Source organism: Leptospira semungkisensis (assembly GCF_004770055.1).
Classification (GTDB): Bacteria; Spirochaetota; Leptospiria; order Leptospirales; family Leptospiraceae; genus Leptospira_B; species Leptospira_B semungkisensis.
The window spans coordinates 257,469-270,243 of the sequence record NZ_RQEP01000005.1; the positions used below are offsets into that span (position 1 = coordinate 257,469).

Consider the following 12,775-nt stretch of genomic DNA (forward strand, 5'->3'; position numbering starts at 1 on the left):
CAAAGACGCAGAAGAAAATACTTTGCATTATTCGGAAACTCTTTCTTTAAAAAGAAGCTTTCTCGCCCATACGAGCCCGCTGAGCAAGATCAATGCAAAGACCCCGAATAATTTTGGATGTTGCCATGCAGTGATTGCAAGCACCAATGCCGATAATAAAAGAGCGATAGAAGGCATCCACAATTTGCCCGGTACAACGAATGGTCTTTCTCTCTCGGGCTCCCTTCTTCTCAAAATAAAAAAGCTGATCATAGAGCCTAAGTATAGCAGCAATGCTCCGAATGCAGAAAGTGTGATCAACTCCGCTGTCTTTCCCGTAAGTAAAGCTCCGATTCCGAATGCAGTATTTGCAATTAGAGCATTCGCGGGAGTCTTAAATCTAGGATGAACCTTCCCAAAGAAAGAAGGCAAAAATTTTGCCCTTCCAAATTCGAAGCTCGCCCTGCTTCCTGCTAGAATAATTCCATGAAAAGATGCGATGAGCCCGAACAATCCGATCGTGATCAACAAATGAAATGCCCATCCGCTTTCTCCATATAATTTTCGTAAGGCGAGAGGAAGAGGATAATCAGAGGCAGGACCTCCAGGCACCGAATAAACAATCATCTGCCATCCCCCCACTCCTACGGAAGAAAAGAAAACCAGAGCACACAATAATACTAACGTCCCGAGTGCGGATCCAAAACCGATGAGGATATTCTTTTGAGGGTCCTTGGTTTCTTCTGCGACATTTGCTACACCTTCGATCGCTAAAAAGAACCAGACTGCAAATGGCAAAGAGGCGAGTGCCCCGGACCAACCATTTGGCAAAGGATCCATTGAGAATTTTTCCCAAGAAAAGCTAGGCAAGGTCAATGCAGAGAATAAGAGTAATTCAAAAACTGCTAATATTGTAACTCCTAACTCGAACGATGCAGCAGACTTTACTCCCAAGATATTCAAGGCTGTAAAGAATAGATAAGCAAAGATCGCAATCCATACTGGATCGATCCCTGGCAGAAAAAGAGAGAAATAAGCTCCGATGGCAGCGGCAATCGCAGGAGGTGCAAACAAAAATTCTATCAATTGAGCCGTGCCCACCAAGTAGGCCCAACGATTTCCTAAAGCCTCTCTTGCATAGTCAAAGGCTCCGCCTGCCTTTGGGATCATGCATGCAAGCTCAGTATAACTAAAGGAAAAGCATACATATAGCAGAATGATGAGTATAGTAGCAATTCCCAAACCCAGGGTTCCGCCTACTGGCAACCCCAGATTCCATCCGAAATACATTCCGGAGATCACGTATCCCACTCCCAAACCCCAAAGCAACCAAGGCCCGAGACTTCTATTTAATTCTTCTTTTTCTTCCATTCTCTTCTTCGTTTTGCAAAAACCATGCCCGTTCGCTTTCTATTTCTATTTCGATGGATTGCAACCAACTTGTAGGAGGTCCTACAAAACTTTCCCGAAGGCAAATCGGACCCCGGTCCGGCTACTTCTCTTCTTCCTTTCGGAAAAAACTCGACGTCTAAGCTTGTATCAGGTAGCGTTAAATATGCCTCAATACAGATCCCGCACATCCACTCATGGAAGAAATATGGCCGGAGCAAGAGCCCTCTGGAGGGCCACCGGTATGAAAGAAGGCGATTTCGGAAAGCCGATCATCGCAGTCGCAAACTCGTTCACTCAGTTCGTTCCGGGACATGTTCACTTAAAAGATCTAGGCCAAATGGTCGCGAGAGAAATTGAAAAGGCGGGAGGCGTCGCCAAAGAATTCAATACTATCGCGGTAGATGATGGGATCGCGATGGGTCATGGGGGAATGTTATACTCTCTTCCTAGCCGAGATCTGATCGCGGACTCCGTAGAATATATGGTGAACGCACATACCGCAGATGCACTCATTTGTATTTCCAATTGCGATAAGATCACTCCGGGAATGCTAATGGCTTCCCTTCGATTGAACATTCCCACCGTATTCGTTTCAGGCGGCCCGATGGAAGCTGGAAAAGTAAACTGGGGAGGAGAGATCCGAAAATTGGATCTGGTGGATGCAATGGTAGAAGCCGCCAATCCAAATGTTTCCGACGAACTAGTAAATCAAATAGAAAGATCTGCCTGCCCTACTTGTGGATCCTGTTCCGGAATGTTTACTGCAAATTCAATGAACTGTCTCACAGAAGCGTTAGGCCTTTCTCTTCCGGGTAACGGATCCACTCTTGCTACTCATGCAGACAGAAAAGAATTATTCTTAACTGCCGGTAAACTCATCGTTGAACTTGCAAAACGTTATTATGAGCAAGAAGACGAATCCGTTCTTCCTAGAAACATTGCAACTTACGAAGCATTCCAAAACGCAATGAGTTTGGACGTAGCTATGGGAGGATCCACAAACACTGTGCTCCATATTCTCGCAGCTGCACACGAAGCTGGAATCAATTTCAAAATGCATGATATAGATCTCATTTCCAGAAAAGTTCCTTGCGTTTGTAAAGTAGCGCCTGCCACTCAAAAATATCATATGGAAGATGTTCATAGAGCAGGTGGAGTCATCGGCATACTTTCAGAATTGGATAGAGCAGGACTCATTCACAGAGACATTCCTACAGTTCATTCAGAAACATTAGGAAAAGCTTTAGAAGAATGGGATATCGTTCGCCAGAACGCAAACTCTAAGGCATACGCGTTATTCTCCGCAGCTCCTGGTGGAATTCCTACAACGGAAGCATTCTCCCAAGATAAACGTTGGCCTGAACTGGATTTGGATAGAGCAAACGGATGTATCCGAGATGTAGAACATGCATACTCACAGGATGGAGGACTTGCAGTTCTTTATGGAAACATCGCACCTGAAGGCTGTATCGTTAAGACCGCAGGAGTAGACGAGTCCATCTGGAAATTCAAAGGCAGAGCCAGAGTCATGGAAAGCCAAGAAGAAGCAGTCGCGAAGATCTTAGGCAACGAAGTGGTAGAAGGTGATGTTGTTGTAATTCGTTACGAAGGTCCAAAAGGCGGACCCGGTATGCAGGAAATGTTATATCCTACTTCTTATCTGAAATCCAAAGGTTTAGGAAAAGCATGTGCTCTCTTGACCGATGGAAGATTTTCCGGCGGAACCTCAGGACTCTCGATCGGACACGTTTCTCCGGAAGCGGCAGCCGGCGGAGTTATCGGCCTAGTCGAAGAAGGTGACATCATAGAGATAGATATCCCGGACAGATCCATTCATTTAAGAGTGAGTGATGCAGATCTTTCCGATCGTAGAGATAAAATGAACGATAAAGGAAAGGATGCTTGGAAACCTAAGTCCAGAAAAAGATTCGTTTCCGCCGCCTTAAGAGCCTATGCAGCATTGACTACTTCGGCCCATACCGGAGCGGTTAGAGACGTAAGCCAAGTAGAGCATACCTAAAATTCTGCCATAGCGATCCTATTCGTCTGGATCGCTATTCCTAAAGTATCGAAAGCCGGGAAAGGAAAAATCCCGGCGTCTCGAAAAAGGCTGGAAACGACTTTTAAAACCGAGTAGCTTGTTCCCATGTCGAAAAAGCCCCTCTCTCTTCCACCTGTACAAACTCCCACTGAGCTAATGGATTTTCTTCGAAAAGAATCGGATAATTCTAATTTCGATTCGTGGCTGGACCAGTTAGCCGAAAGAGCGACTAACGGAGATAAATTGATTTGGAGTTTTCTCTACCAAGCGATCCGTGAGGCAGATACAGGAAGATTGTCCTGGGGATTTCATAAACGATTGTTGTCCGGTATCTTTCATATCCTTGCCCGCATAGGCGACTCTCAATCCTATCGACTTCTTATTAATTACGTAAAATCCTTGGATCGCACAATTCCTGTCGGCGCCTTGGAATTGATCAGCGATCTAATCCCTACTTTCTCTGAAGTAGACGTTGATGAGATCATCAATATCGCATCCTTAAACGATCCTTTTAAATCAGCATTCGGCATTTATGCTCTGGCTCAAATTGTTTTGGAAGGAAGGATCCCGGAAGATAAGATCGATCAGGTCCGATCTTTCTTACAAGATTATCGGAACCCTAGCTACTTCTTGGATCATACTGTTGAAAGAACTTTGGAGTTCTTGGATACGGATAACTCCAGTATTCTCTCTTTTGTAGAGCAACTCGCTAGCTGATTTTTCGATCTTTCTCTTAAGGACCAGCCACGCATCGTACTTTTAGAGTACCTGTTTTTACGCCAGAGGTAACCGAACCATCAGCAAAGGATACACTCCAAGCATTTCCGGAACCTGAGTTGATATCGGTAGTAGAAGACCAAAGCGCTGTACTAGAAGATGCTTCCGGAAAGAAAGTCTGACTAATCGTTGGAGCAACCCTGCTCCTATCTATAATACTCTTCAACTCATTGATACTAGGCACTCTCCAAGATTTACTCGAAAGAGAAAGAGTATTACAATAAGATAATGCGTTTTGCCATGTATACGTGCTGGCAGTTCCGGTAGAACAAGTCGAACCGCTTAATCCGGAAGAACATTGCTGCCAAACCAGAGAAGTCGCAGAATCGGTAACCGTTCCATCCCCATTGTCCGTAAACGGGGCCGAGAAGATTGGCAGAGCAAAAATACAAACTAGGAATAAGATGACTCTTCTCATAAAAATCTCCCGGAACCCTTTTTGAATTTCTTCTCTATCTTCTGCATTCTATTCGCTCACACATAGAACGATTGGGGTCGCGGTAGTCTTGTTAGTAAATCCTACGACTCCTTGCCCATTCAAGAAGTAAGCCTTATCTCCTGTTCCAAGATACGCAGTAGAAGACCAATAAATCGTACTATTGGTGGCGTTCGCAAATAAGGTGCTCGGAATCTTACTCACTGTTCCTGCATCCAAACTGTAATTCGGAAGAGTATCCAATTCATCGGAAGAAGGGAGTCTCCAATTCGTTTTACCCGCAAAGCCGCTTCCTAAGTTCATCACATTGTACTGGGCACAGAGGTTGACTGCGCTCAGCCAAGCCCCAGTGGTATTCGTGCCACTCGAGCAGGTCGTGCCTGAACTTTTTCCAGTAATACAGTTTCTCCAAGATAGACTGGTTAGATTGTCTTTCACAGTAGCGTCGCTCGTAAACGTCGCATTCAAAGTAGGACCGCTGAAATTTCTGGTAGAAGGAGTATTCGAGAAATCACCGTCCTGCCTTGGGAAACTGGAATCCCCGCAGGAAATCGAGGTGGTAGCATTATAACAATTCGTGAGTCCCGTATCCGCGATCGATCGATTCTTCTGACGCACAGTAGTAGTAAAACTGATCGCACTGAAAGAAGAGATCGCATTTCCTGCAAGATCCTGTAACTCTGCAGTACTCAATGTATAACTGATCTTCACATTCTCAGGGAAATTGATCCAGGAGAGTTTGATCTTTAAAGTCTTGGAATCTGTCCAGGTAAAGGTCGTCCCATTCGTAGTCGAGCCTGTAGCAGAAGAAGTTCCATCCACTGTGAAAAGATTCACTGTCAGAGTAGGATTCGAACCGTCTGTCTTCATGTCCTCGCTAAACACAACGGTAATGTTTCCTGGATTCGGAGCCACTCCTGTACTCGTATCCGCAGGAGTAGAAGACTGCACCGAAGGAGGAGTTGAATCCTTAGTTACCGTTCGAGTGCTAGAACCGAAATTACCGATCAGGTTGGAAACGCAAACACGCACAGTATTTGCTCCTTCACTGAAAGAAGAGTTTTGGATCGTAGAAGTCGTATCCGTTGTTCCAGCACTCACTGTCCCGGTCACGTTGGAATTTCCACCGCCGTTAGACAATGCTGTTCCGCTGGAGCAATCCGTTCCTCCGATCCGCAACTGGTAACTTCCCCCCTTATCGCTATGCCAACTGATCGTGGCGGAACTGGATGCAGAAACCAAACTGGAACTACTTGCAGAAGTAATACTTACATTTGCAACGGTCGAATCCACAGTATAGGTAGAAGATACCACAGAAGAAACATTCCCTGCATTGTCCCTTGCGATATATCGTATTTCTGTAATGGAGCTATCCGCAGCGGAGATAGAAGAAGTAAACTTGGTCCCATTCGTAATACTTCCGGAAGAGCCAGTCATTGTAGGATCAGAACTATTCGTAGTATAAACGATCTTATCGCAGCCTGCACTCGAATCGGAGCAAGACAAGAAAACACTTTGGGTAGAAGAATAATCTCCGGCAGTCGGATTCGGAGTCACAGAAGGAGAAGTATCGTCCCTAGTTATATCCACCAATTTTTGGCCAGTCTGAGTACTGATCGCATCAATCACACAAATCCTAAGCGTATTCGATCCGACAGAAAGAGAACTCGCATTGATATTCGCAGAATTGCTAACCGAATTCGTAACGGAAGAAGGGCCTTCTAAAACGGTTCCATCCGTGCAAGAAGTAGAGTTCAATCGGATCGTATACGTTCCATCCCGATTGGAAGACCAATTGAATGTAGCAGCGGTGATCGCACCGCTGGAATTACTAACATACTGAGAATTCAAATTTGAAGTGGTGATATCCGGCAAATGATCGTCTATCACGAAGACTGCAGTTTGCACACCGGCTTGCAGATTTCCGGCGAGATCTCTACACAAATATTTGATCGTGTAGGATCCATTTCCCCCTGACCCCACAGAGAAGGTAACCTTAGGAGGTCCGCCTATTTGGCCATGGATCGGAGAAAACGTAGGAGTGTCTCCGTTTGTAGTATAAGCAATATTTCCGGGAGCCACATTATCGGAGCAAGTAATCGTAACGTCCTGCGCGGACGCAAAAGTCCCTGCTCCAGGATGGATAGAAGAACTAGGGGCAGTTACGTCATTCGCAATGCTTTGCAATATGGTATTGTCCGGATTCGAGACACCATCATTCGTAGTATCATAACCTACTCCGGGAACCACAGTGACCTGTCCACCCGTGCAATTCGGTCCAAGAGTTAAAGTAGTGACCCCATCATGAAAGCAAAGATAGTAATCTGCAACACCATCCCCATTTGCATCCACTGCATCAGCAACTCCGTCCCCATTAGTATCGATTAGAGGAATATCAGGAATGCCATTATTTCCAGTAGAGATTCCATCCGGCTTTCCGTCTCCGTTCACATCCGTAACAGTACCGGTAGAAGAACCTTCTCCTCCATTCAGATTGATCGGTTGTCCAGGAGAAGGAAGATGACTCACACTTCCCCTTCCCAATAAACCGAAGAGGAGAATCATGGAATTGCCTCCGCCTTTGGGAGAACAATTTGAAAGCAAAAGGAAAAGAAACAATAAAAGACCGACGATAGACTTCATTGTGACCTCCCTTACGCTAGGCGCGTGGATAGCTTCCGTTCGAAAAAGCAAATCTGACAAATCAAAAAAGAAAAGATTTGGTTTTTTTAAAGTTCCACAGCTAGCAATGTTTAGTTGGAACGAACGTTCCGCTAGTCCATTCAAAATTTCGAATTAGAACCGAAGTTAAAATATTGGGAATCTAAAAGATCTCCCTCGAAAGACCTCTTGCTCGGGCCGTTTTAGAAAATAGTCCAAAAGGATTAGAGGCCAGGTACGAAGCCGAAAATACCAGAACAGATTCTACAAAGTAAGAGGAATATAAGAGAATCTACGCAAGATCTGCCTCGGCAAAAAAAATCGGAGCCTCTTTTGTTAAGAGAACTCCGATCTTTCGTTCTGACAGAGAGAAACGAAACTCTTAAGCCGAGTATTGGTCCATCAAAGATTTTGCAATTACTCTCAGAGCCATAACTTCTTCCGCACCTTCAAAGATGGAGAAGACTCGGGCATCTACGAAATAACGAGATACTGCGTATTCTTCTGCGTAGCCCATACCACCGTGGATCTGCATTGCTTCTCTGGTTACCCATTCTGCAACTTTAGAAGCGTAGAATTTAATCAGAGTCGCTTCCATCTGTCCTTGGTGATTGTCCAAAAGTTTAGCCACAGTATTGGTATATTGACGGGAAGCCTGAACGATCATCGCCATACGAGCGATCTTATACTTGGTCATATTGTATTCGAAGATAGGCTTTTGGAACACTTGTCTTTCTTGCGCATAACGAAGACCTGCTTCTAGAGCGGCTTGCATTACACCGTTGGCACGTGCTGCAGTTTGGATCCTTCCACCAGCGAAACCTTCCATTTGGAAATAGAATCCTTTTCCTCTACCACTTTCCATTCCGATCAGGTTCTCTTCTGGAACGAAATAATCTTCGAAAGAAACTTCGAAAGAGTGCATACCGCGATAACCGATGGTTCCGATCGCTTTTCCGCTGATACGTCCACCGTTGTCTTGCTTATAATCGAATTCGTGTCCCGGAAAGCTTGGCTTCTCCGCAAGAAGAATAGAAAGACCCTTATGTTTTAGCTCAGGATCAGTCTCAGTTCTGGTAAGGATCAAAAGAAGATTTGCATAACCTGCAAAAGTACACCAGGTTTTAACTCCGTTGATCGACCATCCTCCGTCCACTTTCTTAGCAGTTACGGAAACTCCGGCAACATCTGAACCGTAGTTAGGTTCTGTCACCATGATACCACCCATCTTCTCACCGGAAGCGATCAGAGGCAGCCATTTCTCTTTTTGGGCGTCAGTTCCACCTTTCAAGAGAGCCTTAGAAAGGATCTCCGGACGAGTGATCAAAGAGCCAGCAATCCCGAGAGATCCTCTCGAAAGCTCTTCTGTAACCACAAGCATAGAGATATTATCAGCCTTATCATTTGGTTGAAGACCACCGTAAGTCTCAGGAATACAAAGACCGAAACATCCCATGTCTCTCAGACCTTGGATGATCTCTTCAGGAACGATATCGTCATGGCGGTGAACATGCTCAGCCTTAGGAGCAACCACTTCTTCGGCAAATTGTTTGAATGTTTGGCGGAACATTTCGTGATCTTCGCTTAGTCCGTAAGCTCCGAAATGTCCGAGAGAAACGATTAGGTCGGCGATATGATTGTAGTTTTCAATCGCGCTAGCTTCTTCTAAGAATTTGTTCGTGGTTTCATCGAATAATTTAGAAACCAGATCCTGAGTGCTGATCCCGTATTCGGTAGGACGAGAAGAAAACTCGGAACGAATATGAGAAACTACTTCGGCAGCAAAAACTTGCGCCATGAGTTTTTCCAAATCTCCTGTTCCAAGAGAATCGTTCCATGCATAGTCGATGAAGTTTTCGGCGATCCTTTGTTCAGAGGTCAACCAAGCGATTTGGTATTGGACCAACTGGTTTTGATCCATTTTAGGAACGGAAACTTTTCCGTTAGAGCTGCATTTTGCCGCGAGGGCCTTGGTAACTTGTTCGATTACTGACGAAGACTTGCTTAAAGCCTGTTTTGCCGACGAAGAGTCCGCCGGAGCTTTGGTTGCGATCATCTCTTTTTTCCTGCCGATGTTGGAAATTATTGCTTCAAAATACTATAACCTGGGGTCGTTTCGACCTGTCATTTAAGTTTTTGAACCCAAGTCTTGAGCAAGAATGGGACAGAATGTCGGAGATGACGATCCGTCAGGAGGACTGGTTTTTCACGAGAGAAGATCTGATCTTTAATAGATTATTGCGGATCCTTCTGATTTGATCATCCGTTAAAGAGATTTCTTTTCGTTCTGCTCTATCCAAGACTAAGCTTGCCTTTTCCACAAATTCTATTGCAGCTTCGCTCGCAGATTCTCTCTTGGATTGTTTTTCCTTAAACAGGTCCAATGCTTTTTGGACCTGTTCTAATTGCTCTGAAACAGAAGCGATCTCATCGACGGGAGAACTCATAAGAAACCTCTTTAATCGTACAGAACATCGATGTACTTTTTCTTAGCTTCGGCATGTTCCTTGAAAGATTTAGAAAAGTAATGGAACCCATCCGGCTTCAATAAGAAGAAAAGATACTCAGTTTGAGAAGGCATCAAGGCCGCCTCCATAGAAGGTTGTCCAGGGTTGGAGATCGGTCCAGGCGGATAACCCTTGTTCATATAAGTATTATAAGGAGAGACGATCTTCAGATCCTTCTCAAAAATACGTGGATGAGGCTTGTCGAAAAGATACTGAATAGTAGCACAAGATTCCAGAGGAATGTCCTGTTTCATTCGATTCAAGAAGACTCCGGCCATTAACGGTCTCTCTTCGTTCTTCTTGGCCTCTCTTTCGACTACGGAAGCCAATATTACGATTTCATGAAGCTTTTTGGAGTCGAGGTCTTTCGCGTTCGGAATTTTTTCCACTCTAGAAAAGAATCTCTTGATCATCATACGAACGATCTTGTCCGCAGGAAAATTCACCGGCACGCTATACGTTTCCGGGAACAAATACCCTTCTGCAGTCGTAGCGGGGATCTTAAATTCTCTAAGTAGTTCCGTTCTCGAAGCCGCATTCAGGAAATCTGCTCTGGTCTTTATTAGGTTTTTCTTAACTAATAAATCTCCGATCTGGCGGTTGTTATAACCTTCCGGAACCGTAAAGGTAACCAACTTTACTTTTCCTTCCGTGATGACTTGTAGGATCTTGCGGGCATCCATTCCGTCATTGATCTCATACAGTCCAGCTTTCAACTTTCCTGCAGAGCGGGTTGCCTTGATCAAGAATAGAAAATAGGTAGAAGATTTCAGTAATCCACTTTTGGAAAGAATCTCCGTAACCTTGACGGGAGAATCTCCAGGTTCTATAGTAAGATCTATTTTTACTTGGCCTGCACCAACTGCCCCGCCCTTCATCTCATCCACGACAAAGAAAGCGAGAATTCCTAGAACAGCAATTACTGCGAGGAAGGCAACAGATCTGAATACGAATTTATTCTTAAAAATCATAACGTATGCTCTTAATTCTATCGGCTCATTTTCCCAGAAAGGGAATATTCAAAAGGCGAAGTTCTCCCTTCTTATCCTTCTCCCTAAAGAAGCAGGAATAATATCCTTCATGACAGGCTGCCCCTTCTTGGTCCACTTCGTACACAAGAAAACTTCCGTCCTTGGGGGCTCGGATCCGTTTTAATTTTTGAATATGACCGGAAGTATCACCTTTGCGCCAGATCTCATTTCTGGATCTGCTAAAATAAATACCCAGAGATTCTTTTAGGCTCAGTTCCAGACTCTCCGGACTGGAGAAAGCCTGCATGAGTACCAATCCTTTAGCATCGACTGTAATCACTGGGATCAAACCGTTCGTGAATTGGAGATTCTGATCTTTCAGATCCTCTAGTTCCAGTTCTTGAAAACTAGAATCCAATAACAGCACTGTGTCCTCGTCGCAATCTATATGGATCTGCGCGGTTTCGGGAACCTCTCTACGCATTTGTTCCCAGGAGATTTGCGTCATTCTTTCCAGTTTGGAAATTTTGCCAGGCTGGGCATTGGCCCATATCACCGTAATCATTCTACTCCTACAAAGACTTTGAGCCGAAGTTTTTCGTCAAGAAAGGTGGGACCTTTCGGATCTCATCGAAAGATCCCACCGTCGAAAAGTTTAAGCCGCGTCTTTCTCTCTTCGATCGCCGAAGCTATCAAATCGAACTTCGTCCGCTATTACTTTGACCTTCGAACGGTTCTGACCCTCCTGATTTTTCCAACGATCCTGCTTAAGTTGTCCGATGACCGTGACCTTCTTTCCCTTTTTTAAATATTCGGACACATTTTCGGCCGTACGAGACCAGCTCTCTATTTCTATATAGCTGACTTCCGGCTCTTCTCCCTCCGTCTTCTTGAAGTTATGGTTTACTGCCACGGTAAAGCTTGCCACCGACTTGCCTGATTGGGTTCTCTTCAGTTCCGGGTCGCTGGTAAGGTAACCGTCCAAAACGGTTAACGAAATATTTTTCATTGGTATTTTCCTCCAAAGGATATGGAGAAGTCAGGTAAGAAGAAGGAAGTGTTGCTCGGTATTTGAGGTAAAATTTTAGGTGGGAATGCGGAAAACCGATTCCGAAGAAAAGGCCCCCGTCACCGAGGGCCTTGCAGCTTTATTCTTCTAAGCTTGAGAGGTAAGAGTCACCGTCTAGAAGCAAAGAAACTCCATGGTACAGATCTTCTTCGGAGTTCAAAGAACCTCCGGATACTGCGAACCAGCCGATGGAAACACCCAAGAGGAGCACGGCGGCCGCGGCCAATACGTTTCTTACAGGAAAACGAACTACTTTTCGATTTCCCTCTTCTTCTTTATAACGGCGAATAACGCAGGAAGCCAATTCCCTGGACCAATTCGGGTCCACTTTTCTTTGATTGATCTCTTCTTGCATTGGTAGACTTTCTTTTAGAGTTTTCCCCATACTTCGCCTCCTTCTCTTTTTTCGGAATTTTGCATCCGTCGGAGCATCTCCTTCCCTCGGGCCGCTCTGGACTTCACTGTCCCAGCGGGAACTCCCAAGGCCTCAGCGATCTCTTTTTCGGAATATCCGGAAAGATAATATTCGATCACACTTCTATAGGCATCCGGTAAATTGGAGATCCATATCTTGGCTTTTTCCCAAGTAGGAAGATCCAAAGTCTCATCCGGTTCTTTTTCAGCCGCAAAATTTCTAGTTTCTTCCTTAGATCTTTTGCCAGCTTTTTCCGCCTTGGTCTCTTCTCGGATCAGATTCTCATTCATTCGAATGGATTCATTCCTGGCTATCGTATAAAGCCAAGTGGTCAGTTTTGAGTCTCCTCTGAACTGACCTTTTTGAAGAGCCTTGTATGCTCGAAGATACGTCTCTTGAGCAACGTCGTCGATCGCGTATGCGAAGCGTTCATATAAGTAACGGGAGATCGCCGCTAAGACGATCTCCCTGGTTCCTTCTACGAAGCGGGAAAATTCTTCCTCTCCCATTTTACCCCCGAGAAGCGA

12 protein-coding genes are annotated in these 12,775 nt (G+C 44.9%); 2 read left to right on the forward strand and 10 right to left on the reverse strand.

Annotated elements, in window-relative coordinates:
• Positions 1–27: 27 nt before the first annotated feature.
• Positions 28–1,350 (reverse strand): ethanolamine permease, encoded by a 1,323-nt coding sequence (gene eat, locus EHO59_RS01385; protein ID WP_135584028.1) that lies wholly within the window; start codon positions 1,348–1,350, stop codon positions 28–30.
• A gap of 184 nt (positions 1,351–1,534) precedes the next feature.
• Here eat and ilvD point away from each other — a divergent pair, with 184 nt between their 5' ends.
• Together ilvD and EHO59_RS01395 are read left to right on the forward strand one after the other, a co-directional pair.
• Positions 1,535–3,391, forward strand: a complete 1,857-nt coding sequence (ilvD, locus tag EHO59_RS01390) for a dihydroxy-acid dehydratase (protein WP_135584030.1) — start codon at positions 1,535–1,537, stop codon at positions 3,389–3,391.
• Between the two features lie 126 nt (positions 3,392–3,517).
• Entirely contained in the window at positions 3,518–4,129 is a 612-nt protein-coding gene (locus tag EHO59_RS01395; RefSeq protein ID WP_167882044.1) for a hypothetical protein, read from the forward strand.
• 16 nt (positions 4,130–4,145) lie between these two features.
• Here the strand turns inward: EHO59_RS01395 and EHO59_RS01400 are convergent, their stop codons facing one another.
• The 9 genes from EHO59_RS01400 to EHO59_RS01440 form a co-directional block, all read right to left on the reverse strand.
• Positions 4,146–4,607 (reverse strand): Lcl C-terminal domain-containing protein, encoded by a 462-nt coding sequence (locus EHO59_RS01400; RefSeq protein WP_135584032.1) that lies wholly within the window; start codon positions 4,605–4,607, stop codon positions 4,146–4,148.
• Between the two features lie 48 nt (positions 4,608–4,655).
• A complete protein-coding gene (locus EHO59_RS01405; protein WP_167882045.1) occupies positions 4,656–7,190 on the reverse strand; it encodes an Lcl domain-containing protein in 2,535 nt (844 codons plus the stop codon).
• A gap of 478 nt (positions 7,191–7,668) precedes the next feature.
• Positions 7,669–9,342: an acyl-CoA dehydrogenase family protein gene (locus tag EHO59_RS01410; RefSeq protein ID WP_135584037.1), complete on the reverse strand. Its 1,674-nt coding sequence runs from the start codon at positions 9,340–9,342 to the stop codon at positions 7,669–7,671.
• A 133-nt stretch (positions 9,343–9,475) separates the two neighbouring features.
• Entirely contained in the window at positions 9,476–9,733 is a 258-nt protein-coding gene (locus EHO59_RS01415) for a hypothetical protein (RefSeq protein WP_135584039.1), read from the reverse strand.
• Between the two features lie 11 nt (positions 9,734–9,744).
• Positions 9,745–10,764, reverse strand: coding sequence for an endolytic transglycosylase MltG (gene mltG, locus EHO59_RS01420; protein ID WP_135584041.1), 1,020 nt, complete (start codon positions 10,762–10,764; stop codon positions 9,745–9,747).
• Between the two features lie 25 nt (positions 10,765–10,789).
• Positions 10,790–11,329: a phosphoribosyl-AMP cyclohydrolase gene (locus EHO59_RS01425; protein WP_135584043.1), complete on the reverse strand. Its 540-nt coding sequence runs from the start codon at positions 11,327–11,329 to the stop codon at positions 10,790–10,792.
• 90 nt (positions 11,330–11,419) lie between these two features.
• Positions 11,420–11,773, reverse strand: a complete 354-nt coding sequence (locus EHO59_RS01430; protein WP_135584045.1) for a single-stranded DNA-binding protein — start codon at positions 11,771–11,773, stop codon at positions 11,420–11,422.
• Between the two features lie 139 nt (positions 11,774–11,912).
• Entirely contained in the window at positions 11,913–12,218 is a 306-nt protein-coding gene (locus tag EHO59_RS01435; protein WP_135584047.1) for a hypothetical protein, read from the reverse strand.
• Positions 12,203–12,757, reverse strand: coding sequence for an RNA polymerase sigma factor (locus EHO59_RS01440; protein ID WP_135584049.1), 555 nt, complete (start codon positions 12,755–12,757; stop codon positions 12,203–12,205). Before EHO59_RS01440 ends, EHO59_RS01435 begins: the two co-directional genes overlap by 16 nt.
• Positions 12,758–12,775 lie beyond the last annotated feature (18 nt).